Raw genomic sequence first — 26,507 nt, 5'->3', positions numbered from 1 at the left:
ATTATTCGAGGTCAGACCGATGGCAAACTATCAAGCTCCTATTAACGATATTCAATTTCTACTCCACGACTGGTTAAAGATAACCGAGCACTACAAAAAGTACGGTTTCGAAGAAGCCGCTGACGAAGAGCTCATTAACGCCATTTTAGAAGAAGGCGCGAAATTCTCTCAAGAAGTCCTTGCTCCGATTAATCAAAGCGGTGATGAACAAGGTTGTCAAATCGATGGCCATGAAGTCACCACTCCGAGTGGATTTAAAGAGGCCTACCAACAATATTGCGACAATGGCTGGCCAGCCCTAACCAGTGATCCTGAGTTTGGTGGCCAAGGTCTACCCTATTCACTTTCGACGGTCCTCGGCGAAATGGTCTCATCGGCAAATATGTCTTGGGGAATGTACCCAGGGCTTAGCCAGGGTGTCATTGAGGCTTTACATGCGCATGGTTCCAAAGAACAAAAACAATTGTACTTACCCAACCTTGTCAGTGGCCAATGGACCGGAACCATGTGTTTGACTGAACCACACTGTGGCTCTGACTTAGGTATTTTGCGAACAAAAGCTGAACCCAATGAGAATGGAACCTACGCCATTTCGGGTACAAAGATTTTTATCTCTGCAGGTGAGCACGATCTTACCGAAAACATCATTCATCTTGTGTTAGCGAGACTCCCTGATGCTCCGGAAGGCACTCGTGGGATCTCATTATTCATCGTGCCGAAATTTAAAGTGGATGACAATGGAGTGACCGACCAACGCAACCCGGTGTTCTGCGGATCGATCGAACACAAAATGGGTATCAAAGCCTCCGCCACGGCTGTATTAAATTTCGACGAAGCCGAAGGCGTATTAATTGGCGAGCCAAATAAAGGTCTGAACTATATGTTCACGATGATGAACGCTGCTCGTCTGGGCACAGCACAGCAAGGTCAAGCATTGGCAGAGAGTTCTTATCAAGGTGCGTTAGCCTATGCCAAAGACCGCTTACAAATGCGCGCATTATCTGGCGCTAAAGCACCGGACAAAGCCGCAGACCCGATTATTGTTCACCCTGATGTCAGACGAATGTTACTCACCCAAAAAGCCTTTGCCGAGGGCAATCGCGCTCTGGCTTACTACACGGCGACCTTAGTCGACACAGAGCTTAAAGCTGAAGGAGAACGCAAAGAGAAAGCGCTTAAAGAGCTCAGCTTTCTAACCCCTATTTGCAAAGCGTTTATGACGGAAACTGGCCATGAAGCAACTAACTTAGGAATGCAAGTGCTGGGTGGACACGGTTACATCAGCGAATGGGGAATGGAGCAATATGCCCGTGACGTTCGGATCTCGCAAATTTACGAAGGTACTAATGGCATTCAAGCACTTGACCTGCTCGGTCGAAAAATCCTAATGGATAAGCTGCATACCTTGCGACGCATACAGAAGAAAATGAAATACTTTTTGAAAGATGCTCAGCAAGATAAACAACTCAAGCCTCTCGCCAGTGACTTGAAAACCTTGATCCGAAAATGGTTTATGTTGACACTAACCGTCGCTCGTAAAGCTGGTAAAGACCGCGAGGAAGTGGGCGCAGCCGCCTTTGACTACCTCATGTACTCTGGCTACATTTACCTTGGCTTTATTTGGCTACAACTGGCCTACGCTGCGCGGAATAAAGATGCAGACTCAGACTTGGCAAAAAGTAAACTGGCGACTTGCCAATTTTATTTTCAGCGAATTTTACCCCGAGTAAAAACACACGCTGCGGCCATCAAAAGTGGTGCCGATAACTTAATGGAGATTGACGAACGTCTTTTCTAGAAAGTTAATCGTTCAGCCAAAGATTTTTTGGCACCGATACTTTTTTGGCACCGATACAGAGTACCGTAACAGAGCACCGTTATAGAAAAAAGCTACAGAACGAAAATAAAGGGCAAGAAGACAAATTATTCTTGCCCTTCCTCACCTCTCAGTCGCGACTGTCAGACGACGACGCCAACTCACGCGACCAAAACCTAAACGTAGAAAGAGCAACCATGCCCCGAGTACAAATAAGCTCCCAGCCCCTTCCTTGCTTGAGGTCACATCATTTTCAGTCTTTAGGCTCAGAGCTATGACTTCATCACGCTTAACTTCAGTGACAAAATAAACGGCGACGAGTTGATTATCTAACAGATCCAGCGTCCACACACGATATTCGTTATTGAGTGTTCGATAGGGAAGCACTTCACCACCCAGTAAAAGATCAGAATGCTCGCAATCGCTTCCTCGACACTCGAGTTGTATCTTTTTCGACGCTTGCTCACCTTGATAATAAACTAAACCAAACAGACTCATCTCTTCGTCATCCGTTATCTCATCATTGATTCTAGAGACCTGAAACCCCGAGTTATTTCCCTGAGCATTAACCATAAGTTTTCCCGACTGAAACCAGTCTAAGGTCACTTGCGAACCTGAATGCCACTGACCTACTTTAGGAATCACTTTTCCCGCAACCGGAACAATTTTCACCTGGCCTTGAGACTGGTTCATCACCTGTATCTGCGCATCTAACGAATCTTTATGACTGGGAGCAACCACGGAAACCGTAAAAGAACATAGCTCGCCCGCTTGAAGCTCAGAGTAACAATCGCCCAAGTCAAGACTGACCCCAGCGGCTGAACTCCCCGTTACCTGAAGCGAAATAAATTGAGCGCTTTTTGACGTGTTCAATATGCTCACTTTTTTAGTTAATCGCACGCCTTCTGGCGTCGCTCCAAAGTCAATCTTATCGACCATTGAAAGCTGCTCGAGGTGCGACTTTATCCAGAGCCGGTAATCATCAACGCGAGTCAGCACACTGGGAAAACCTTCACACCCAAACGACCAACTATTAATACCTATGACGGACCATTGACCGTAATCATAATAAGCTAAAGGTGCCCCGCTGTCTCCGAAGCAAGTACTTTCGTTCGGCTGAACTGAGGCCGCGCAAAGACTACTTTTCGACAAATCGATGTACTTAAAAAATCGATCGCGTAAACGCCACTGCTGCTCAATCATTGAAAGGCATTCATTCTGATCAAGTAGCCGATAAACTCGATCATGCTGCGTTGGTTGAAGACCTACGTCTAATCGCTGATTAAACAGCCGAAATGTTTGGTCGGTGAGGAAAACCTCGTCATCGTAAAAGTTCATCGCTAGGTTAAAATAGGGCCCTGGCTGCGGCGTCTCTAATTGCACAAGGGCTAAGTCATTATCTAAACTCTTGGAGTCCCAGCGAGGGTGTTGATAGATTGCTTTAACCTCAACGACGTGAGAATGATCGCCAGCTTGAACTTCCACTCTCAAGTCTTCTAAATTCTCAGTGCAGTGCGCCGCTGTCAGCACCCAAATATCACCGATCAGTGCCCCGCTACAGGATTTTTGAGAAACAACCTTCAGACCATTCGCATAAGGGCTTTGGTACCCTAAATACACTTGTGATGGCGGCATAACGGACGTCACGGTCGATGCGGCTGAGGCAGAAGCTACCGCAAATGCAGTCATGCCGAGCGCACAAAACCATGCCGCCAGCCGGCACACGCGAGCGAATGACTCGGTAATGTTGAAATATTTACGACGCCTAGACACCTGAACCTTACTTCCTATAGACTGAGCTTTTCCCAAATTTTATGAGGTAACTATGCATAAAGGTCTAGTGTCGGCGATATTCGCTGTAACTGCAAGCGTGACCTACGCAGGCAGTCCCGAAGACTGTACTCAAGTATCTAATGATGAGAAGCGACTAGCTTGCTACGACGCATTCTTCAAGGTCTCCACCCAAGCGAAAAAAACCAAAGCAGACTTACCGAAAGCACCGACTCCTGTTGTGCCTGACAGTACTGCGGCTTCCCAACCAGCAAAACCCGCTGAACCATCAGCGCCATTGCCCAAGTCAGACGCCAATCAACCGGTAAAAACTAGCGAAGTTGCTTCAACAAAAGACACTCAATCTCAACGTGAAGACTACTTTGGCCTAGAAAATAAAATGGCGGAAGAGAATGGTGATACTTTGCAGGCTAAAATAGTGGGCAAATTTTCGCGTTGGAAGAAAGGCATGGAAATTACATTAGACAATGGTCAAGTTTGGGAAGTCATTAGCTCCCGCTCGCTGTATCACAAAGTGACCGACCCCAAAGTCGTTATAGAGCGTGGAGCATTTGGAGCCTTCTTTCTCGGGTTTGATGACATCAACACTCGACTCAAAGTTAAGCGAGTAAAGTAACTCAACCGAAAAACAACCGAATGTAGCAACATCACCAAAAACTAATAAAGTATCAAACGTTTATCCAAAATATTGGCGCAAAGAAAGGGAGCTCTGCTCCCTTTCTTTTTACGAGTTTTCTAGACCTTACACAATATTATGGACGCATAGAAAACTTAACGTACCAATAACGACCTTGTGCATCGTAAATACCAGGCAGATAGCCATTCAAGTCACATTGTGTACATCGTGGTGGATCTTGATCAAACAAGTTACGTGCACCAACAGAAATAACTGAATTGAATCCTCCTATTTGAGTCGCATAACTCACTTGCGCATCAAAGTAGTAAGTTTCATCCATTATGTTGGTTGATAATGAGTTGTCTGAAAAGTTCGGATTGCTACACAAACCTAAATTAGCCAAACTGTTCGGCGTGTTATCTAGGAAATCAGAACAGCTTTCGTAAATTTTCGACAAATATCGCATTGTCGTGCTCGCACTCCAATCATTCTTTGCCCAGTCTAACGTCAAGTCGTATTTCCATTCTGGAATCGCTCGGTCAGGATTGCTACCAAACTCAATGCCATCAAGATCTCCACTAGACTGTCCGAATACCGTTTGCGTGTATTCATTCACGAAGGTATTTCGCCAAGTTAGCTTAAACCGACCTAAGTCACTCTCTTGAGAAATCATGCTTAACTTAAAGTCAGAGCCTGACGTTTCAATTCGACTCAAGTTTTGTAAACCGTTGTCAAAACGAGTGATACCAACGCCATTCGCCCGCGCAATACCATTACAGAAATCATCGTTTCCATTGACCACACACTCATTCAACTGCAATTGAGCATCCACTGCGCCGATTGCATTGTCAATTTGATGATCGTAGAACGACAACTCGAAGTTCATCTGTTCGATAAAGTCGTCACCCGAGAACCAATCAGGACTATAAACCGCACCAAACATGCTGCTTTCTGTTTCTTCAGGGCTCAATTGGTCGTTACCACCGGTCACTACCGAAATTTGCGTTTGTCCTAAGTTTGCTAACGCAACAAAGTCCATTGGTCCCCAAACTTGCTCACAACGAGTTTCGTTGGCTGAGTTCAAACAAGGATCGGTTAAGGTAGCATCGTTTCGCGCTCCAGTATTGAAGAACTCTCCAATCGACGGTGCTCGGAAGCCTTCAGCCATCGTGGCACGTAACGTTAACTCTGTCATTGGACGGAATAACAATCCAAATTTAGTGGTTGTTTGATCAAAGCTAACATCTGACGTCGTCGTGTATTCAGAGCGACGTACGGCCGTTGTCAACTCAAGCATTGATGCTCCAGAAGAGTCGGCCATTAATGGGAACATTGCCTCGATGAAGTATTCATCAACATCGTAACCGCCGCGGGTAGGGCTAGCTGGGATCCCCATGCTCTCTCCACTTGCAGCAATAACGTCTGGCTCAAAGAAACCATTTTGAACGCGATGCTCATAGCCTGCAGCAAATCCTGCATAGCCCGCTGGCATTTCAAAAAGATCACCCGTTATGTTGGCCGCGAACATTTGAATTTTATTCTCACTCACATCTTTCTGTGTGAAAGAAATATAATCCAACATATCTTGAGTAATGGATCCGGCGCCAAATATATTTAAAGGAACACACAAAGGATCGGCCTGACATTCAGCCAAAGGCCCTAATGCTCGCTTAATTCTAGCGGCATTCAGTGCGCCTGTTTTCAACTGAGTCGCGCGGTTAGTACCCCAAGACATAGACGCATCCCAATAAAAAGGACTGTCACCTATATCGAACGACCCCTCGAAGCCCGTGGTGAAGAAATAGGTGTTAACGTCTTGAGAATAAGAGCGAGGACCTGCTTCTATTGGACGGCGACCAGCAAAGATAAAATTATTTTCATCCAACGTCACGCCGAAAGGGTTGTAAGGGTTAGTCACATCAATACTGACCGTATCAGCAATGCCACCCGTACCAGCTTCGGGCCCAATAAAAATTGGCTCTGGCGCTGCTTGGTTTTGTGACTTACGGTTGTTAAACATTGCTTGTGCAAAGAAAGACACCGTATTGGTTAAGTCGTATTTCGCACGAGTAAAAACATTAGTACGTTGACTCGGAGTTACGTACAAGTTGTAGGCCGCATAATTAAAGCGGTCATCGTCGGTAAAGTTATGAAAATCGGTAGGGAAATTTAATAACCCCGACGCGCCATCATTTGGCGTTACATTAACGGTGGTTCCATTATCATCATATAAAAAGCGACCCGTCGGTGTCGCAGAACTTCCACGAGTGGTTCCGGTTCCTTCAACTGGGCTGTCGGCCAGATCACGGTTCTTTGAAAAGACGACGTTTTGGTCGACATGACTGAATGAGCTAACAATACTGTGACGAGCGCCGACCGCACCAAAGGTAAATTCGATACTGGTGGTGTCACCGTCATCAATACCGGTAACAAAATCGCCGAATCCACCATAAGAGGCGTTCATTTCCCAACCATCGATGTCTTTACGAGTGATGACGTTAACGACACCCGCGACGGCATCAGAACCATAAATCGATGACGCACCATCTTCTAAAATCTCGATGCGTTCGACGATGGCTAAGGGCACGGTGTTTAAATCCACAGCGCCAGAAACACCACTAGCCGATGCACCGCTTACCCAGCGACGACCATCAACTAATACAAGTACACGGCGCGAGCCAAGGTGACGTAAATCAACTTCAGCACCACCTGCACCAACACCACCACCATCAGACGGCATACCAAAGTTACCACTGCTGTTGAATCGTGTATTTAACGCGGCACCACTAGCTGACATTTTTTGTAAAACATCAGCGACTGACGTTAAGCCAGTTTTCTCAATATCTTCACGTGAGAGAGTCAAGACGGGAGAGGCTGTTGCCAGCTGTGATTGACGGATACGAGAACCAGTGATAACGACTTTCTCGTCCTTAGCTGCTTCATCTTGAGCTTGAGCATCGTTGACGGCGACAACGCCGGTCATAGCGACAGCCATCAAACTCAGCTTAAACAGGTTTTCTTTTAGCATAGGATTAACTCCCTGTTCTGTTTGTTTTTGTAGAGTTAATACATTACTAGACAACACCCTTCGTCTGAAGGCTTAGTAAGTATTGCGCGGGATAAACGATAACTCAATCGAAAACAGATGGAAACGGATTTGCGTTCTCGAATAGAGATAGAAAAGAATATAGATGGACTTTTGCGATAAGTCGAATCAATTAGCCGCTAAAAAATCACTCGAATAGTGAAACTTACCCTGTGCATCAATGATTATTGCCGACACTTCTGGCATCGATTCAATTAATTCGAGTCCTTTTTTCGCTCCAAGAATAAAGACCGTGGTAGAAAGTGCATCGGCCGTCAGCGAATCATTAGCAATAATGGTAACGCTGACACTTTTATTCGATGAGCGACCTGTTTGGGGGTCAATAATATGATGAACCCGTTCACCATTTTCTATAAAAAATCGCTCATAATCTCCAGACGTCGAAATCGCTACATTCGCTAACGGTAACTGTGTAATCACCCCTGCTTCTTGCCGCGGATGACGAATGCCTATCGTCCACAAGCGCCCTCGTTTGTCGCCTAATACTCGACTATCACCGCCGGCTTGAACGAAAGCATGTTGAATACCTGCTTGTCGTATGATATCGATGCATTGATCAACAGCATAACCTTTGGCAATTCCACCAAGATCAATTTTCATTCCCTGCTTTTCTAATAAAATCGTCGAACGCTGCTGATCAAGCTTGATTGAGTGATAGTTGATTAAATTTTTATGCTCATCAATAAATAATTGACTGGGCGCGACTCCATCACGATAGATATATTTATAGCCAACACTGGCAAAGGTTATGTCAAAAGCGCCATGACTTAATTCAGAAAATGCTATGGATCGCTCAATCAGTTTAAGGAGTTCTTTTGAAATAATTAAGGGATCTGCGCCAGCCGCAGCATTAATTTTTGACAACTCGCTCGATGAAATATACGGACTCATCAATTGATTAATCCGCTCCATCTCAACTTCGACTTGCTTGATTAAAGTCTCTGCCTTTGATGGTGAGTCCGACCATAATTCAACTTTTGCAGACGTTCCCATCACTTCGAAACTATGGCTGTACCACTGCGCGTGAACCGAAGGAATTGCAACGACAAAACAGGCACTCAGTGTTAACAGGCTAGTTAGGAACTTTTGAAAGAACATTCGAGGCTCAACATTTATTGATTGGAAAACGCGTGCTAAAGACCGTTCTCTAGCACGCTTTTAGGTCATTGAGGAGAAAAGTCTATCGGGTAATTACCCGTCCAGACAGCGACGTCTTGTGATCCAAAGTCTAAACGTTTAATTGCACTGACCAAACGCCGTTCTAAATCAGCATCCTTTAATTCACTTCGAACGATGCTCACATCAGACACTTTTCCTGATGGCTGAATGGTTAGCTTAAAGACCACCACACCTCGTAACGAAGGGTTTTTACGCAATGCCCGATTATAAGAGACGAAAATACGACCCTGATTTTTATCAAAGGTTAACTGAATATTTTCTGACGAACGAATGCCACCTGTCGTCGACTCTGATGCCGAACTTGAAGCGCCAGCGACATTTTCAATCTTACTTTCAACTTTGGTTGAACCACTTCCTTGAAGCTTTCCGCCCGTACCTTGTGAACTACTAGCAGGACCCACTTCAATTCCACCGGTACTCGCTTTCGCAGCATCGCCGAGTTGATCGCGTTTTAACTTCGATTCTTGCGCGCCGCCTTGTGAAAGATTTTTCTCGCTCGTTAAGTTATCCAAGCCGCTATTATTCACAACATCACCAAAGGTATCAGCAAACACAGCGGCTTTCTTTTCTGCCGCTTTCTTGGCTTCACTTGGCTTCGGTTTTGGCTTGGGCTCAGGTTTAGGCTCAGGCTTCGGCTCGGGCTTCTTCTCTTCAGGTTCTGGCTCAGGCTCTTCTTTTTTCTCTTCGGGTTTCACTTCGACAACCGGAGGAGGAATAACCACTTTCTTTTGTTCTATTACCAACTTGACCAGTCGATCGGGTACTTTATTAACGACTCGCACTGGCTGTGGCACATTGATAAAGGGAATGACCAATCCAAAAATAATAACAAATGCCAAGATAACCAAAAGTATCTTTCGATACCGTTGGCTTTCTTCTTCAGAAATTTCCCAAGGTAACTTTGGATCAACCGAATAGATGAAGCTACTCATGTTAATTGGCTACCTCTTCTTTTTCGGATTTCCGAGCGACCGCCAGAGAAATATCCTTATAATTCGACTCTGACAATGTGTACAAAATTCGCTTGAGTAACTTATAGGGAATTTCTCTGTCCCCCATAATAGTTACCTCACCGGGATCATCGACGCCTTTAACGATACCAAGACGTTGAGAAAGGTGGAACTCAAGCTCTTCTTTTAAAACCGGAATGATATTGTCTTCCGACGCAAGTATTTCGTCCGCGGTAATAATTTTACGACCTTGAACTAAAATATCGTTATTGTTGACCAAAATCAGTAACGTTTCTTCGGGCAATTGCTCCGACGTCGACTTAGGTAGGGTCAAGGCTTTTGATGAGGGTAGCTGCTCATTAGTTGATGAGTTAACCAATAAGAAGAACACCAAAATCGTAAAAATATCCATTAAAGAAACGAGCTGTAACGTTCCTTTTCCATAGCGCTTGTGATGGCGCTCCATACGTTTAGCTCGGGCCGATAGTTTCATACTCAGCTCTCCGCCTGTTCGTCTAGTACCGGCGCACTACCGATTGAAATGTCAGGAAAAAGCTCTTCGTAGGTTATCACCTTTCCGCCATTTTCCTCAGACTCAATCTTCATCAGTCTGACGGCATCCATCGTTTGCACAAGCACTTCATATTCAATGTCTTCTTCTAACAATAAAGTAATCGAAGTTTCGTTGATAAAGTCAGCCTGAGATTTCACTTGCTGAAGCACTTGGTTCAACTTTATGAAATCGTAACCATCGTCCGTATTTTCGATAGCCCGCATACTTCCAGAAGCTCGCTCATACAATTCTAAGCGTTCTTTTCGAATGATCACTTCAAGGGCTTTAGCAGGTTCGTCCGGCGTTTGCTCGGCAGCGCCAGTACCCGGCAAATTTAAATTCAAGATGGATACTTGCGAGAACACTGCGGTAATCAACAAAAAGGGAACCAACACCACCATTAAGTTCATAAAGGCCGTGATGTTTAGTTCGGTATTAACTTCTCGCGAGCGCTTTGCGCGACGTTTCCACATAGCTTGTTATCCTAAGGCTTGGCAGTTGGTCGTACTTTTGGTTCCGCTGGCTTTGCAGAGCGAATCACGTTAACAAACTTCACCGATGCCATTTCTAAGCTATCAATAATTTCTGTGGTCTTGGTTTGCAAGAAGGTGAAAGCCAGCAGTAGTGGAATTGCTGCCATCAACCCAAATGCAGTGGTGTTCATCGCGACCGAAATACTCGCAGAAAGAAGGTTAGCTTTTTCGGCCGGATCAACATTAGCGACGGCGGTAAATGCTTTTATCAAACCAAGAATTGTCCCGAGCAGTCCCAATAAGGTTGCAATGTTTGCAAAGGTCGCTAGGTATTGAGTGCGCTTTTCGAGTCGTGGCATGATCTCCATTAGACCTTCTTCCATGGCCATTTCGAGATCGTCGTGACGCTTACCTTGGCTAAACTTACTCAAACCATAAGCCAAAATTCGCCCAATCGCTGCGTTCGAATTCGAAGCAAGATTCAAAGCTTGTCGAAACTCACCTTTATTTAAAACCGGTAACAGTTTTTTCCAAACCTGCTGATTTTTAGTTTTAACCAATTGAAGATAAATATATCGTTCGATTGCAATGGCAATACCAAGTGCCATAACAATTAAAATCGGATACATAAAGGCACCACCGTCTTGGAAAAACTTAACGATGGTCATAAATAAGCCGGGCTCTTCTTGTGGTGCAGCTGCTGTGGCGCTCTGCGCTAGTGCCACCAATGCCAACCCCTTCATACGTTACTCTCCACTATTATTGAGTTTTAAAATTATCACTGCAGTATAACCTAACCGACTATCAATCGGTTATTGAACCTTGCAAAATGAGATAAACTTCACTGTTCTGGTGTTGATTTCTGCTCTTGATGTTCTCTATACAACTTAATCTGCCGCTTGAATACATTGTAGTCAACTGGACCGTACACCTCATCAACAATTCGCCCTTGGATGGGTGAAATGTCATTTCCAGGACCTTTTTTCCAGGGCACTATGTACAAAATATTCGGCAGCTCTTGATTACCTTTAATGGTTAATCCTAACTGGGTTTGCTGCACTACTGTTGTCGATTGAGACTTATTCTCTGCGGCATTGATAGCAATGGATAATCCGCAAACAATCGTGTAGATAATCAACTTTGACATACCAATCACTCCTCGGGGATTCGCTGCTTAAGGTCAACGACCCAGTTTTTTACCTTCTCATCTTCTTTAACGAGGTTCAAATACGCCTCGAAAGATGAAAGTGCCAAGGTAAAATCTTGTAAATATAAATCGGCGAGAATACCGAGATTCAAAAAGGCGTTGGCGTAGTTTGGTTCTGAAGCAATGGCATTTTGATAGGATTGCTTAGCCTGCTCGAAATCGCCATTAATACGATGTAAAACGCCCTGTAAATTCACAGCAGGGGCATACAGCTCTCGTTTTGACAGTGCGTTTTCTGTTGCTTGCATCGCTTGTTCATAATCTTCTAGCTGCATATAGACTATCGCTCTATTAACATCAGGCTGAGGATACTCGGCAAATTCCTGCGCCGCTTGTTGCAATATCTGCAAGGCCCGCTCGGAGTTTTCATTCTGATGTTCGGTGCGCGCTTGGCTCAATAAGCTCGTTAACCCAGAGGGTAGCTCTTCATCTAAAAATGCGGGTCCACTTTGTGTTTCTAGAACCGTTGCTGAGTCCGTCGGTCTGGCTTTCATGCTCCCACACCCGCTCAGCATACTCAAAACTATAATAGTCACTATGGCAAGTAAAGGAGATGCCATTCGACAATGGGCTTGCTCTATCATGGTTGTTGCCCTCCTATCCATGATTCAACCACTTCTTGCTTGTTGTAACGAGCAGGCTGGAGCTTTGCTAGCTCAGCAAACGACAACTTAACCCATTGATCGTAAATACTACTCAAGACGCGATCAGAATTAGACACAAAGATCTCAATGGCCTTTTCTTCGATTGGAAAAGCTTGGTCTTCAATCAAATAACTATATTCTTCCGCTTCTTCTTCTGACATGCCACTCGGACGTTCTGAATTAATAATGTCTTTGGCTAACATCAAGTACAGCTGCCCTACTCTATGAGTACTTGCGGTGGTGAACTCTGCGACTTTGAACTTAGCAATTTCAGTATATTGCTTAAGTGCTTTATCCATCGCTGCACGCTTTTTCTTCAATGATGCAGCTAACGGAACCGTTAATTTAATTTGTTGAAACTTAACAAAGTCGGGCTCAGCCATTTGAAAAGACATTTGTGCAGCAAGGTAGCGTGTCCTCGGAGTGTTTTTGTCTCCTAGCGTGTAGTATTGCTGGATTAATTTATCGCGCCAAAAATCTCTTTTTTCTGGATCATTTTGCTCATCATACAGCGTGACTAATTTCGCTTGCGCTTCAACTGAACGCTCAAGAGGCGACGGGTAAGCCCAGTAGTAAGCTTTGAATGCCTCTATGGCTAGCAGCGGCTGCTCAGCTTTTAAAAACAACTGCGCTGAATACCACTTTAAATCCGCTTGCTTTTCAGGCTCATTGGTTTGCTCAGACACTCGACCATAAGCAGAAGCAGCCAACGACCAAAGTTCTAATTTTTCATACACAAAGGCCAATCGCTGATCCAGTCCTTTCGCTAAAGGATGACTTGAATATCGACTCTTGAAACCCTCCAAAGCAACTTTTGCCTCTGGCCACTTTTCTAATTGCAACATTAAAACGGCGGCTTCTAACTCTGCATTTGGACGAATTGTTGCACTGGGCACTCGGGTTACCAGTCGTTGTAACTCGGCAATGGCACCTTCCAAATCTTTTTGCGCAATGAGTACTTCTGCTTGCTGATAAATTGATTCGGCTAAACGCTCATTAAAGTTTCCACGCTGCTCCCTCGTTAATCCTGGACTGTTTAAAACATCGGTAATTGCTAATTCAGCTTGCGGGTAATATTTTAAGTCGAATAAACCGTTGGCGATAACAACCTTTGCTCGCGTCATTTGAGTATCGGTTTTTGTCGCTGGCACTCTGATTAACTTTTCAGCGGTTCGAATGGCTTGCTCTAGCTGATCGGACTCAACATAAAATTCCATGGTGCGAGTAAGCAACTCTGGCGTTCGATTAGCGTTTGGAAAGTACGCGGAATACAATAACGAGTAATCAACAATTCGATTTTGATAAAGTGTTTTATTGTTCGGCTGCCCATCGGCAAGCGCCTGGTAGGCAACTAAGATATTGTATGCCGCAACTTCTTGTTTCGCAGCACGCTTGTATTGATAAGCAATGGTATCAAAAGCCTCAATCGCTTGTGCATAATCTTTTGCATCAAATAATGCCTCAGCCATTAAGAAGTGGTAAGGCGCTCTTTGAGTTTCGTCTTCATACAAAACTAAGAAGTGACTGTACCATTCGGCAGCCACTCGATAGTTCTCGGCTTTTTGCTGTTGCTGTGCTTGCGCGTGATAAAAGCTGGCAACTTCATCGAGGTTTTGCACAACATTTGCACGCAAAGCCAATTGTTGTTCATTGGTTAGCGTACTCCAGTACTCACTTTTGACACCAAACTTAACCAGAAAATCTTCTTTTGCAGGCAAAACCAAAGAAGGAAATCCGCCATTGACGTAGGTGTCGATCACTTTAATTTGGAACCACGCTGCTTGTTCATGGAGTGGATTAGTTTCTACAAATGTTAGATAACTGCTGGCCGCATCTTGAAAGCGTTGCTGCTGTAGGTATAAATCAGCGAGTTTTGCATAGGTCTCATGCTCATAGGCTTTACGCCCGACTTTAGCAAAATATTTTTTAACCGACTCAGGTCCTTCTAAGTGTAAAAATGACAATGAAATCGCTCGTTGCGTATCGGCGACTAAATCGTCAAGAACAGCACGTACATCCCCTTCTTGCGCCAAGCCAGAGCGAAGTCTTTCTAGCAATGGGAAAAAATTATCTAATGCGGCTTCGTAATCAAATTGCTTAAATAAAGCCCAACCATTTTTATACAGCGCCTTGTCGTAAAACTCTGTTTCATCACCAAAAGAAAGTACTTGTTGATAAGCTGCTGCGGCTTGCAGGTAGTCGCGACGCAAAAAGTAAGCTTCTCCTCGACGGAATTGAACTTCGACCATCTCATTCGACTTATCATGATTAGCAACTAACTGATCCATTTGAGCCAACGACGCATCACTTTCACCTTGTAAAGCCAATGCTCGAGCGAGTTGATAACGAATACTTGCATCATCGGTTTGCTGAGGAAAGTCATTCAATACTTGCTTGTATAAATCGGCGGCTCGCTGATAACTGGCATCTCGAATTGCAGGAGGTAAGGCATTTGGATCTCTTCCATCGGCAATCAACAATTCTTTTTCTTCCGCCAAGCGCATATTTAGATCGGCTAACCGACGCATTGCTTGTCGGCGAACTTCAGCGTGAGGCGACTGCATCAATCGTTGGTAAGAATTGACAACGTCTTGTGCATCAACATCATCAATATTCGATTCAGGGACTTCGACTTTTTGTCGATCAATAAAGCTAACCGTCGGCTCAATATCTTCGAGTGGTACACGCAACCCGCCACCGGAAAACAGTGCGCAAGCACTGATAAAAGAAGTCAGTGATAAAACTATTAAAATTCGCTTCATTGGGTATTCTCCAATAAACGATTAACGGCTTCATCTTGAATTTTTGCGATCGATAACTCGGTTTGGGCGAGTAGAAAATCGAGCTCTTGCTCTCGCTTCTTGAGTTTCTTTTCTAACACTTGGCGCATTTGCTCTTGAGAACGTAACTTCTGTAATTCAATCTGTTGCAACATTTGTTCAATGCGTTGCTGCAGTCCAATGATTCTTTGATCGTAGTTAGCAAACCGCGAGGCAGCTTTTTGCTCAGCTTCAGAAAGAGATATATTACGCGTTGTTAACTCGTCAATTGCAGCGCCAGCATCAGCTACGCCTTTCTCTAATTGATAGCGTCGTGGTCCATAATCTACACCTAACTTCCATAGAAGCGCGCCATAAATTCTTCTCCATTGTTCTTCTTGATCTTCCATATCAAAACCTGCTTGCTTTAATTTCTCAAGCGAGTTTTTTACTCGTTGTAGATCGGCTCTCAATTCGAGCTCTTCTTCATCAGCCAACACCCACAAATCATCACTTTGTAATCGTTGCTCCGCTTGACGCTTGAGCGCTTGAAACTGCTCTAGATGTTCACCTTGAATCAATTGCTGTTGCCGCTCAGCAACTTTGGGTTTTAACGTCTGATATCTAAGCTCATGGTTGCTAAGCATTTGTTGGTAAACAGGTAACTGCCTTTGCCATCGCTGTAACACACTCATTAAATGAGAGGTTTCTTGAAAGCGCTGAAAAAACTGATTGAACTCGTTACTCGCAACCACTTCTTGAAAGTAATACTCTATGGCTTTTCCTGCCACAGGCACATCACCACTCGCCCATTTGGCGAAAACTTTGTCTCCAAATATGCCTCTTTCATCGAGCCATTTTTGAAAGATTTCTTGATCCATTTCTACTTTGGCTTGAGCGATCAAATTCAGCTGCTCACCAAATGATGCCGCTGCATTAACAAAAGCCTCTAACGCCTCTTTCTTGGCGCCGTTTCGATAATAAGCAAACGCCAATGCCATTTTTGCTTCTTGTACTGCAGGTTCTCGAGGATCACGTCGATCTAACTCTAACCAATGAGCAACCGCTTTATCTTCTTGGCCGCTCTCGTAGTAAGTCCACCCCAGTGCCAGCAACGCTCGATGGCTGTATAAACTGTCGAGTCGCACATTCAATAAATGCTGCTGCGCTGGCTCAATTTGTTTTTTCTCGAGAAAGTAATAACCTAGTGCTAGATTTGCTCGATCGTATAAGCTGCGTTCAACGTCCGAAGACTGTCGGTTTGGATAGAGACGATCAAACAGTTCAATTGCACCATCTACCTGATCTTGTCTTAACAAAAATACCGCGAGGTTGAAGGTCGCGTACTGCCCCGCTTGAGTTTCCGGATCAACGGTTTTCAAAAGCTCAACTGCTTTTTCTATCTGGCCCATTTCAAAAGCGATTTGCGCCATGATTAAGCGCTTTTCTTGCTCTAAATTGGTTGGCAACTCAATATTCACCATCGAAAAATAGTTAAGCGATTGCTCTAAATTTCCATGCATGTACTGCGTTTTACCAAGATAAAAACGAACTTGGTTGATGATATCTGAGCGACTCTCATCGGTGAGTATCTGCTCAAAAATCTGTTCAGCAGAATTAAGCATGCCATAGCTCAGATACATCACTCCGCGCATCAACTGTAAATGGACTCGATGATGACCTACTTCCTGGCGAGTTTCAGCGACATCTAAACGGGTTAGCGCGGCAAAGTAATTTTGCTGATAATAATCATACAGCACCTCTCCGAATGCGAGCTCTTGCAACTTTATCGGCCGATTATCATCGAGTGACAATCGAGTCTGAGGGCTTTCTTCAGCTTGAGCAACTAGGCTGCTTAGGGAGATCCAGAAAAAACTAATCCATCCAACAAGCTGCTTTTGAGCAGTTTCGTTCTTCATTGGGCTAAATTAGTTCCACTCTTTAATCGTTAATTTTGGTTGCTGCTTGGTATCGTCATCGACGATCTTTAGCTCCAAAAGTTTGGCTTCGGTGTCTTTTTCGAACTTATTTGATACGGCGAGCTTATACTCGCGGTTTTCAGGCCCGTAACCGATGACCACGGCCACGACCTCATGTTCACCCGCTTGTAGATTATCAACATGAAGACGTTGCACGCCCCCTCGCTTCAATGCATCTAACTCACGAGCGGTGTATAAATATTGAGTAATCCACTCCCCGTCGACTTTTAACTTGATACTGTCGAGTTTAAAAAAGTAACCCAAATCGAGTGAAACGTAGAAGGCTACTTGGGTTGACGACGGGAATAATAGGTCTTCCTCCAAGATAAACAGCTCTCGGTTAATAGAAAGCACTTCTTTCTTGAGTGCCTCCAACGACTCAGCAACCGGCTCTGTTGGCTCAGCTGTCCACCCTATTCCATAAGAAAAAAGCAGCAAAACTGCCGCCGCTATTTGCCCGAGTAGCTTGGTCATGCCACTGTCCACCTAATTAACGAATTTAGTTAAGGTTAGTATAATGATAATTTTGATGAAAATAAGTAGTTAAAACCTGTACTTGCGCACAAAATCGCAAAATATGAACTATTCTGTCGCTTGAATTCGTTGCTCAACCTCTTGCAGACTCTCTTTTCCGTAGAATGGTCCGGTAATTTCACCTTGCGGAGTGACCAAATAGAATGCGGGAAGTTTGTTTGGACGGGTAAAGGGCACCCTTGGCTCAGGATCGGTCGCCATCATCGGGTATTCCATATTAAAACGTTGTTTTGCCGATAGCAGGCGCTCATTGGCCTCGGGCTCATAACTCACGGCTAACACCGATAAATTCAGCGCGTCCTTTTTCTGATGCAATTGGTTAAGATCAGGAATCTCTTCTAGACACGGCCGACACCATTCTGCCCAAAAATTAATCAACAACCACTCTCCCCGATAATCGGAGAGCGCTTTTTGTTCACCGGATAATAAATAGAATTGTGAGTTGTAGTCGTATTGCTCGCATCCTTTTAATGAAAAAAAGCTTAGCAAAATCAGTAACAAGCCGGTATTTGTTCTATATTTATTACTTAGCAGCACTTGGCGGTATCCCTAGTGATTGAAACTGTGGGCACAAGGCGATATATTTCGCATTGAGATATTTTAAATAACCTTTTATCACAGAAAACACTTTTTTACTTCGAATCAGCAATTTGGATTCGTTCATAACTCAAATTTCGGATAAACTATGCTATCAAAATTGATGTTTGACAAGGTGAGTAGTCAAGAATGGATTCTCCGAGACTAACGTTCCCTGCCCAGCAACAGGGACAACATTTGCTGGTTGAAACCGATCCCGCTGAACTTAAAAGCTGGTTAAAATCACTTCCCTACGGTGATATGGGCCGTGCCGTTCCTGAAATAAGCCGCGCTATCGCGAGTTTAAATCGTTCAGAAATCGGCGTTTCGCAACGCAAAGAACTGGTTAGTTTGTTTGATACGGCTTACGCGCAAATTTTTGACGCTTACCGTCCCTATGCTGCCCACATCACCAATGTAGAAACCCGCCGTCGAGAGTACAACAATTTACATCTACTCACTCGAGAAATGGCGTTCGCCCATAAAATAATTACCGACGCAGAACTGAATAAACGAAAATTATGGGGAAAAAATAAAGGGTTGATCAAGGGCATCAATCTGTCGTTGCACTACCTAGGCTTGCAGCTGATGGAACACTACGAGAGCTACAGCCCAATTCCAGCTTATCTTTGGCGCGAGTGTAACGGTTTGTATGCCTATGCTCAGATGAAGCAATTAGAAGATACGTCTTTAAGCTCAGAAAACCAATTTCAGTGTTTGAATACGATTGAGAAAACCTTCGCTAGAATCTGCTTAATGTCTTTGGCCGATCCTTATCACTTGTCGTATGGCGAGCATTGGCAACTGTTTAAGTACCTAGAGCGCTGGAGTCACTTAGCCGAGTTTTCTGACGATCATGGTGACTTTAAAGAAGAAACCTGCTTTATCGTACAACTAAATAGTCAAATTAAGCCGTCTTATAGCTCGCAGTTTGAAGGCGACTTAGACGATCAAAATGTGTGTATGCTGCTCACACACGATGTGATTCGGCAGTTGCAATACCAAAACGATGCGTTGATACAAACGGGCGAAAGTCCTCAGGGCTTTTACAATAATTTGCGACCAGGTACTGCTCAGGCCCTGCTCGAACATATGGCAGCGCACTGGAACTCAAAAATTGAACGCAAAGGCCGTCGTTATCCAGTGATTACTAAACTTGACGTCATCTGGGGAATGCATGCGATTCATACCCTCTTGCAAAAACACCGAAAGTCGCCAGATTCAACTCATTGGGATTCAGAAACCATCGAGTCATACATTGGGCATGAACACAAAGTTCAACTTAACTGGGATGCTTCTAATGTCAGCGACGGTGGTATTGGCATCACCACGCACAATAATATTGCCGACCAGTTAAAAGTTGGTGAACTGGTAATCATTCGAGAATACATCGATAAAAAACCCTCTTATCGATGGCGGCCAGCAGTCTGTCGTTGGCTATTTGGCGATGACAACCAAGGCACGCGAGCAGGACTTGAGTTTATTGACGGTAACTTTGAGCCTTGTCGAATTAATACCAAACTGGCAAAGAATGCTCAAACTTCTGGTCAAGCGGCATTACTCTTTAAACCTGCTGCCAGTCGGCAAGACGACCCGCTTGCTTTGGTGTGCAACCGCGGCACTTTTAAAGATGGCCGAGAGTTTTTACTGCGCCATAAAAATCAATTGGAAGACATTCGAGCGCGCAAACGAACACTGGTCACTCCGTGCATCGAAATGTTCCATTTTCAAAGCTTTGAAGTCATTGAAGTGAATGATCCAGAGCCAGAAGAACCGTCGGACATGATTCCATGGACCAGTATGCCGAATCATTCCAGCGATAGTAACGATGGTGAGCAATCCAACGAAACGATCAACCTTGATTCGGTGCGTTTACCAGGGGATCACTAAGCTTGGCCAGCAGAGCCTGTCGCCCTTGCTTAATCGCCTCAGCCAGCTCTGCATCATCTTCCGATAGTTCTTGCAAAGCCATTTGGTCAGGAATGTCGGTAATGCCAGAGTTTAAGATGTCAGCCAACTGATAGCTGCTACTGTCACCCGATAAAGAATATATTTCATTATCCATTACCAAAACCAACTTGGCATTGATCAATGTTCCAAGCACTTGCGATAGAGTATCTAATCTGACTTGCGGCAACTGATCTTGTAAATCTTCTAGGCGAACCGCTTGCCTTGATCTTTGCGCAATCACTAACAGCTTCAAAACGCGAGCTGCCACCACAAAAGGCTGACTAATTTGACGATTATTTTCCGCTTGAAAAACACCTAAAGCATGACAAATTTCAGCGCCGATCAAAAGAATCATCCAAGACAATTGCATCCAAATAAGAAACAAAGGAACCGCCGCTAATGCGCCAAAAATCAATTGATAGGTAGAAAATTGTTTAACAAAAACTCCAAATCCATACTTTGCAAGTTCGAATAATAGAGATGTGATAAGCGCTGCGACCAGTGCATGTTTAATCTTTACTGAACGATTAGGCACAGCGATAAACATCACAGTGAATGCAATAAACGCCATGGCCATTGGTATAATTCGATTAATTAAATTGGCTTGTTGATGAACCACATCAGAAACTAAAGGCAACGAGGCAAAATAAGAACTCACCCCCAAGCTAAACGCGAGCAGTAAAGGTCCCATGGTAAGTACGGCCCAATAAACCAAAAACACTCGAACCGGTGCCGCTTTCGTTTTCACCTGCCAGATATGATTAAAAGACTTGTCGATCGTTCGCATCAGCATTAATGACGTAAGCACCAAAACGACTGTTCCAACAGAAGTTAAACCCTGCGTATTTTTTACATACTGATTAACGTAGGTTTGAATAGCTTCGCTAGATTCGGGCATTAAATTACGAAAGATAAACCCTTGTACTTCTGATTCCATACTTTGAAATTGAGGAAATAATGACAAGAGTGCAACAATCACCGTCATTAATGGGACGAGCGACAGTAAGCTGGTAACCGTTAGCTCCGCGGCAATTGATGGACAGCGATCTTTACTGAATCGCTCTACCGTAAATAAGACAAACTGTTTTAGCCAGACAAGCTTTTCTTCCATCTATGAATCAGCCTACAATAGTGTATTAAATGAATTTTAGTCTAATTAGGTTCGAAAATATGTCAGAGTTTACCATTTATCACAACCCGCGCTGTTCAAAATCTCGCCAAACCCTCGCTTTATTGCAAGAAAAAGGCATTGAACCCACCATTGTTGAATATCTAAAAAATCCACCTTCGGTGAATAAACTTAAAACCATTATCAAGCTACTCGGTGTTACGCCTCGTGATATTTTGCGCACCAAAGAAGCGGAGTACAAAGACGCAGGATTAGATGATAAGAGTTTGAACCAAGAGGCTTTGTTAAAGCTTATGATCGCGAATCCAAAAGTCATTGAACGCCCCATTGTTGTAACGAAAACCAAAGCGGTTATTGGTCGTCCTCCTGAAAATGTTTTAGACCTCATTTAATCACTGGTAGCCGTAATGACAAAACTGTTGGTACTTTATTATTCAGCTGGAGGAGCCACTCAAGCCATGGCTCGTCAGATTGCACGCGGCGCTGAGAGCCTTGATGTTGAAGTATTATTACGCACGGTACCGCGTGTGTCAGCGACGACCGAAGCGATTGAGCCCAATGTTCCGAACGAAGGTGATCCCTATGTCACTCTCGATGATTTAGCGCAATGTGATGCACTGGCACTCGGTAGCCCTACCCGATTTGGCAACATGGCAGCTCCTCTTAAATCTTTCTTGGAGCAAACCAGCGAGCAATGGATGACCGGAAAGCTTGCAGGAAAACCCGCCAGTGTTTTTACATCGGCCAGCAGTCTTCATGGTGGACAAGAGTCAACGCTTCTATCAATGATGTTACCGCTTTTTCATCATGGAATGCTGCTCGTTGGCTTACCTTACTCAGAGACTGACTTGATGCATACTCGCACCGGCGGCACCCCCTACGGCGTTAGTCACTTTGCAGGTAATGAGAACTCGAAAACATTAAGTGAAGAAGAAAAACGTCTTTGTCAGGCACAAGGTAAGCGTTTAGCGACGATTGCCATGCGCTTAAAAAGCATCTAGACGTTTACCCACAAGAGGTTCCAATGAACACCACTGTCAGTCAAAATTTGATGCTTCCGAAAAGTATTTACGGCCGAGTGACTCAACTTAGCTACTTTGCTCTACTCGCTTTACTTATCGTATGGTCTAGCTTTTTATTTCCGGCCACCACCGTACCGATTTATTGGAAGATACTCGCTTGGTGCTTACCACTATTATTCGCTTTACCGGGTGTACTTAAAGGAAAGCTATATACCTTTGCTTGGTTACAGTTCATCAACATGCTGTATTTTTGCCATGGGGTTTGGTATCTGCCAAGCCAAGATGCACAACGATGGTTAGGAATCATTGAGCTAATATTCGTATTTATCAACTTTAGTTGTGCCATTTTGGCCATTCGCCAACAAAAGAAAAAAACTTAACTCAATTGACCACCGTAGATGCAACAGAGCATGCGTTACTGCAGTGCATGCTCTGTTGTGTACGGTCTTTTGTGTACGGTCTTTTGTGCAAGCCCTTTTGTACAAGCCCTTATGCAAGAGCTCATTTCACATTAAACACCGCGAGACCTATTCTGAGGTTAAGTTTTGATACCCGCGATATCGGAGCCAATGATCACAAAGCGTTAGCGCGGCCATTGCTTCAACGATGGGGACCGCTCGCGGTAACACGCAAGGATCATGACGCCCTTTCGCTTTAAAGGTCACCGCTTCACCCTCCAGATTAACCGTTTGCTGGTCTTGAATGATTGTTGCGGTTGGTTTAAAGGCAACTCTAAAAACTATCGGCATTCCATTACTTATTCCTCCCTGAATACCACCAGAGTAATTTGAACGTGTTGCAATGGTTCCGTTTGAATTAATGAAGGGATCATTATGTTCTGATCCTGATAACCGAGTACCTGCAAAACCGCTGCCAATTTCAAAGCCTTTGCTTGCATTAATGCTCAGCATCGCTTTGGCTAAGTCAGCCTCTAATTTATCGAAGATGGGCTCACCAAGCCCAACGGGAACCGATTGAATAACGCACTCAATGACACCGCCTATCGAATCGCCCTGCTTTCGTGTGGCTTCAATTTTTTGGATCATTTTTTCGGCAATAGAGAGTTCGGGACAACGCACCACAGATTGCTCGACCTGCTCCCGTGTCACCAGAGGATCAAAGTTCGAATACTCGATTTCAGCCACAGACTTAACATAGGCGACGATCGAAACACCGCAAAACTGCTGTAATATTTTTTCAGCGATCGCTCCAGCGGCGACCGTTGGTGCCGTCACTCGCGCTGAACTACGCCCTCCACCCGCGACATCTCGAATGCCGTATTTTTGTTGATACGTGAAATCTGCATGCGATGGACGATAAAGCTGCGCCATTTCAGAATAATCTTTACTGCGTTGATCTTGATTACGAATCATTAATGAGATTGGCGTACCCGTTGTTTTTCCTTCATACAGTCCAGATAATATTTCTACCGCATCAGCTTCTTTACGCTGCGTCACGATTTTACTTTGACCGGGACGACGACGATCCAATGCCGGTTGCAGATCATCCTCACTCAACGAAATACCGGCAGGACAACCTTCTAAAACCCCACCGATCGCTTTACCGTGTGACTCTCCCCAATTGGTAAAACGAAACAATTGTCCGATGCTATCGCCAGCCATAAGCCACTCCTCTTACATCAATGTTTGATTGGCTTTAAACGTTAATAAGAAATCGAGGTGAAAAACCTATCGTTTGCGACTCTACTCATTAACTCTATAGAGTCGAACTTTTTAGTCGTTCTATGGAACGATTTTAGACTGAATGCCAACCGTCGCTAAAGTATCAAAATAGTTAGGGAATGACTTGGACACAACATCAGCGTCTTCGATCACTACTCCAGGAACTTTGGCTCCGATTAACGCTAAACTCATTGCCATGCGATGGTCATCATAAGTCTTTAATCGAGTACCAACAAGCTCACCACCGGTTACGGCTAAATAATCACGACCATACTCGACTTTAGCCCCCAGCTTGGCTAACTCCGTCGCCGTATCAACAATGCGATTAGATTCTTTAAATGCAAGGTGCGCAATGTTTTTCATCACGGTTGTGCCTTGAGCAAAACAAGCCACACTTGCCAAGGTTTGTACAACATCAGGCATTTCACCCATATCAAAGGTTTGGCCGATCAGAGATTGCTGATCGCGACGAATAATCATTTGTTGGCCGTTTCGCTGAATATCACAACCCATTTGCTGAAGACAATGATAAAACTTTGCTTCACCTTGCAACGATGCAAAATCAAAATGATTGAGTATCACTTCGCCGCCACAAATGGCAGCAGCGCCCATAAAATAAGAACTGCTCACCGGATCCGGAGCAATCGTAAACTCCCCACCACGATAGTCTTGAGCACCCTTCACTCGATATTGTTTTCCCGTTACGTCAACTTTCACACCGAGCTGGCGCATTAAATCGATGGTCATATCAATGTAATGAGTCGAAACAGCGTCGCCAGTAATGGTGAGTACGAAATCGTCGGCTAACTTCGGTGCAATGAGCAGTAATGCGCTAATGTACTGACTGCTGATCGAGCCATCGATTGAGCATTCTAATACTTTAACTGGCCCGGTAATGGTCGCTGGTAAAGTATCATCTTCTGATTCAATCGCGACGCCAAGATCACGGAGCGCAGAAAAAATCCCCGCCATTGGGCGAGAGTTCATTTTGTCGCTGCCGAATAAATGAATGGGGACAGCGTCTAACGCGGCGACAGCCGCAATAAATCGAGAGAAAGTACCACTGTGTGCCGTATATACCTCAACTCCTCGATCCAATTTTTGCTCTCGAGGCAGACTAATTATGGTGGCCCCGTCTTGCTGTACTAATCGGTAGCCAAGAGCATTTAACCCTTTTATCGCGGTGTTAATGTCATCATTATTGACAACATTATTGAGAACGACAGGCTGCGAGGCTAGTGCCGCTAATACGACCCAGCGATTTGCCAAATATTTACTTCCTGATAATTGAACCTTTGCCTGTAACTGGTCAGCAGGGATAATTTCTCTATTCATGCATCGAATTCACATTGATTGTCTCTTAAACCAAACCCATTTCTGTATATACAACCTAAACATTTAAGTCTGCACACTTTAAGCGAAATGCGCCCCAAAGTCTTTATTTTCAATAGAAGTAAAATTTTTATTGACTATACAACGCCAACAATGCCACTATACAACCCATGAAAACAAAACAACTTCGCCAAACTCATTTTCATCACCATCATCCTCCCGATGACGGTGCTTTTGCCTATTGATTGAATCTCACTAGTTTACAGCAAAGCCCCGTTTACCAAAGTATACGGGGCTTTTTTATATGCTCGATTGGAATATGAAACTTTAAACATTTAACGCATTAATAAGGAATAAACCATGACTCTTAAACTGGTTTTACCCAAAGGTCGAATCAACACTAAAGTTATACAACTGATGAAAGACATGGGAATTACGTTAGTCGGCGACGACCGCAACTACCGCCCACGCGCCTATGGCTTCGATCTCGAAGTCAAATTGCTCAAAAGCCAAAACATTCCCTCTTTGGTCGAACTCGGCCAACACGACATCGGTTTTGCTGGCCAAGATTGGATTTATGAACGTCGCTGCGAGGTTGAGGTGATCAAAGAGCTTGGATTTGATCCAGTAAGAATCGTCGCGTGCATTCCCGAAGAGTGGGACTGGCAAGAAGTAAAACAGAGAAAGGTTATCGTTGCCTCTGAATACAAGCGCATTGCTACCGATTACTTAGACCGAAACGGGTTCGACTATCAGTTGCTTCGAAGTTACGGTGCGACTGAGGTATTTCCTCCAGAAGATGCCGATATGATCATCGATAACACCAGTACTGGAACAACAATTCGCGCAAATCGATTAAAAATCGTCGACAAGGTCATGGACAGTTCAACCCAATTCATTGCTAATCCGCAGGTACTAAAAGATCCTGGTAAGCGCCAAGACATAGAAGATTTACTCACGGTCATGCAGGCGGTATTGAATGGTCGTGAGCGCGTACTTCTAGAAATGAACTGCAGCAATCAAGCGATTGAACAAATCGTTAACTTACTGCCAGCGATGCGTTCGCCCACGGTTAGCCGCTTGTACAATGAAGAGGGTTTCGCCATTAAAGCAGCAGTACCGAAAAAAGATATCCAAGGTTTATTACCGGCTTTAATTTCCGCCGGCGCTACCGATATTTTAGAAACACCGATCAATAAATCGATTTAG

The 26,507-nt window shown here is 44.3% G+C and carries 23 protein-coding genes; 7 read left to right on the top strand and 16 right to left on the bottom strand.

From position 1 onward, the window contains the following. Positions 1-19: 19 nt before the first annotated feature. Positions 20-1,798, top strand: coding sequence for an acyl-CoA dehydrogenase C-terminal domain-containing protein (locus Q9312_RS00565; RefSeq protein ID WP_309202580.1), 1,779 nt, complete (start codon positions 20-22; stop codon positions 1,796-1,798). 141 nt (positions 1,799-1,939) lie between these two features. On the opposite strand, the gene Q9312_RS00560 is transcribed toward Q9312_RS00565, so the two are convergent. Beyond that, on the bottom strand, positions 1,940-3,589 hold the full coding sequence (locus Q9312_RS00560; RefSeq protein WP_309202579.1) for a serine protease: 1,650 nt from the start codon (positions 3,587-3,589) through the stop codon (positions 1,940-1,942). Positions 3,590-3,641: 52 nt separating this feature from the next. Here Q9312_RS00560 and Q9312_RS00555 point away from each other — a divergent pair, with 52 nt between their 5' ends. Beyond that, positions 3,642-4,223 (top strand): hypothetical protein, encoded by a 582-nt coding sequence (locus Q9312_RS00555; protein WP_309202578.1) that lies wholly within the window; start codon positions 3,642-3,644, stop codon positions 4,221-4,223. Between the two features lie 136 nt (positions 4,224-4,359). On the opposite strand, the gene Q9312_RS00550 is transcribed toward Q9312_RS00555, so the two are convergent. From Q9312_RS00550 to Q9312_RS00495, 12 genes are all read right to left on the bottom strand, one after another. After that, positions 4,360-7,251, bottom strand: coding sequence for a TonB-dependent receptor domain-containing protein (locus Q9312_RS00550; RefSeq protein WP_309202577.1), 2,892 nt, complete (start codon positions 7,249-7,251; stop codon positions 4,360-4,362). 186 nt (positions 7,252-7,437) lie between these two features. Continuing rightward, positions 7,438-8,427 carry an FAD:protein FMN transferase gene (locus tag Q9312_RS00545; protein ID WP_309202576.1) on the bottom strand — a complete coding sequence of 330 codons (990 nt, stop codon included), beginning with the start codon at positions 8,425-8,427 and terminating at the stop codon, positions 7,438-7,440. 65 nt (positions 8,428-8,492) lie between these two features. Beyond that, on the bottom strand, positions 8,493-9,440 hold the full coding sequence (locus Q9312_RS00540) for a TonB family protein (protein ID WP_309202575.1): 948 nt from the start codon (positions 9,438-9,440) through the stop codon (positions 8,493-8,495). A 1-nt stretch (position 9,441) separates the two neighbouring features. After that, positions 9,442-9,951, bottom strand: coding sequence for an ExbD/TolR family protein (locus Q9312_RS00535; protein ID WP_309202574.1), 510 nt, complete (start codon positions 9,949-9,951; stop codon positions 9,442-9,444). Between the two features lie 2 nt (positions 9,952-9,953). Continuing rightward, a complete protein-coding gene (locus tag Q9312_RS00530) occupies positions 9,954-10,484 on the bottom strand; it encodes an ExbD/TolR family protein (RefSeq protein WP_309202573.1) in 531 nt (176 codons plus the stop codon). Positions 10,485-10,495: 11 nt separating this feature from the next. Further along, positions 10,496-11,227 carry a MotA/TolQ/ExbB proton channel family protein gene (locus Q9312_RS00525; RefSeq protein ID WP_309202572.1) on the bottom strand — a complete coding sequence of 244 codons (732 nt, stop codon included), beginning with the start codon at positions 11,225-11,227 and terminating at the stop codon, positions 10,496-10,498. Positions 11,228-11,325: 98 nt separating this feature from the next. Beyond that, positions 11,326-11,631: a hypothetical protein gene (locus Q9312_RS00520; RefSeq protein ID WP_309202571.1), complete on the bottom strand. Its 306-nt coding sequence runs from the start codon at positions 11,629-11,631 to the stop codon at positions 11,326-11,328. A gap of 5 nt (positions 11,632-11,636) precedes the next feature. Further along, entirely contained in the window at positions 11,637-12,275 is a 639-nt protein-coding gene (locus tag Q9312_RS00515) for a tetratricopeptide repeat protein (protein ID WP_309202570.1), read from the bottom strand. After that, positions 12,272-15,097 (bottom strand): tetratricopeptide repeat protein, encoded by a 2,826-nt coding sequence (locus Q9312_RS00510; protein ID WP_309202569.1) that lies wholly within the window; start codon positions 15,095-15,097, stop codon positions 12,272-12,274. The genes Q9312_RS00515 and Q9312_RS00510 overlap by 4 nt, the downstream gene beginning before the upstream one ends. Further along, complete coding sequence (locus tag Q9312_RS00505) at positions 15,094-17,013, bottom strand: tetratricopeptide repeat protein (RefSeq protein ID WP_309202568.1); 1,920 nt, start codon at positions 17,011-17,013, stop codon at positions 15,094-15,096. Before Q9312_RS00505 ends, Q9312_RS00510 begins: the two co-directional genes overlap by 4 nt. 9 nt (positions 17,014-17,022) lie before the next feature. After that, entirely contained in the window at positions 17,023-17,547 is a 525-nt protein-coding gene (locus Q9312_RS00500) for an AraC family transcriptional regulator (protein WP_309202567.1), read from the bottom strand. Between the two features lie 108 nt (positions 17,548-17,655). Then, positions 17,656-18,144 carry a TlpA family protein disulfide reductase gene (locus tag Q9312_RS00495; RefSeq protein ID WP_309202566.1) on the bottom strand — a complete coding sequence of 163 codons (489 nt, stop codon included), beginning with the start codon at positions 18,142-18,144 and terminating at the stop codon, positions 17,656-17,658. 189 nt (positions 18,145-18,333) lie between these two features. Between Q9312_RS00495 and Q9312_RS00490 the strand changes: the two genes are divergently transcribed. After that, positions 18,334-20,073, top strand: a complete 1,740-nt coding sequence (locus tag Q9312_RS00490) for a cyclic-di-GMP receptor FimW-related protein (protein WP_309202565.1) — start codon at positions 18,334-18,336, stop codon at positions 20,071-20,073. Here Q9312_RS00490 and Q9312_RS00485 read toward each other — a convergent pair. Further along, a complete protein-coding gene (locus Q9312_RS00485; RefSeq protein WP_309202564.1) occupies positions 20,036-21,244 on the bottom strand; it encodes a YihY family inner membrane protein in 1,209 nt (402 codons plus the stop codon). The genes Q9312_RS00490 and Q9312_RS00485 overlap by 38 nt on opposite strands. Positions 21,245-21,303: 59 nt before the next feature. Between Q9312_RS00485 and arsC the strand changes: the two genes are divergently transcribed. The 3 genes from arsC to Q9312_RS00470 are packed head-to-tail and all read left to right on the top strand — an operon-like array spanning position 21,304 to position 22,664. After that, positions 21,304-21,654, top strand: a complete 351-nt coding sequence (gene arsC, locus Q9312_RS00480) for an arsenate reductase (glutaredoxin) (RefSeq protein WP_309202563.1) — start codon at positions 21,304-21,306, stop codon at positions 21,652-21,654. 15 nt (positions 21,655-21,669) lie between these two features. Beyond that, a complete protein-coding gene (gene wrbA / locus Q9312_RS00475) occupies positions 21,670-22,263 on the top strand; it encodes an NAD(P)H:quinone oxidoreductase (protein WP_309202562.1) in 594 nt (197 codons plus the stop codon). 23 nt (positions 22,264-22,286) lie between these two features. Next, positions 22,287-22,664, top strand: a complete 378-nt coding sequence (locus tag Q9312_RS00470) for a DUF2069 domain-containing protein (RefSeq protein ID WP_309202561.1) — start codon at positions 22,287-22,289, stop codon at positions 22,662-22,664. 147 nt (positions 22,665-22,811) lie between these two features. On the opposite strand, the gene aroC is transcribed toward Q9312_RS00470, so the two are convergent. Together aroC and aroA are read right to left on the bottom strand one after the other, a co-directional pair. Continuing rightward, complete coding sequence (aroC, locus tag Q9312_RS00465) at positions 22,812-23,906, bottom strand: chorismate synthase (RefSeq protein ID WP_309202560.1); 1,095 nt, start codon at positions 23,904-23,906, stop codon at positions 22,812-22,814. Between the two features lie 120 nt (positions 23,907-24,026). Beyond that, a complete protein-coding gene (gene aroA / locus Q9312_RS00460; RefSeq protein WP_309202559.1) occupies positions 24,027-25,301 on the bottom strand; it encodes a 3-phosphoshikimate 1-carboxyvinyltransferase in 1,275 nt (424 codons plus the stop codon). A gap of 357 nt (positions 25,302-25,658) precedes the next feature. Here aroA and hisG point away from each other — a divergent pair, with 357 nt between their 5' ends. Beyond that, the gene (gene hisG, locus Q9312_RS00455; RefSeq protein WP_309202558.1) at positions 25,659-26,507 is read left to right on the top strand and encodes an ATP phosphoribosyltransferase; all 849 of its coding nucleotides are present in this window, start codon (positions 25,659-25,661) and stop codon (positions 26,505-26,507) included.

This window comes from Pleionea litopenaei, assembly GCF_031198435.1.
Taxonomy (GTDB): domain Bacteria; phylum Pseudomonadota; class Gammaproteobacteria; order Enterobacterales; family Kangiellaceae; genus Pleionea; species Pleionea litopenaei.
The sequence above is the reverse complement of the archived record's forward strand: the minus strand, read 5'-3'. Positions and strand labels throughout refer to the sequence as shown.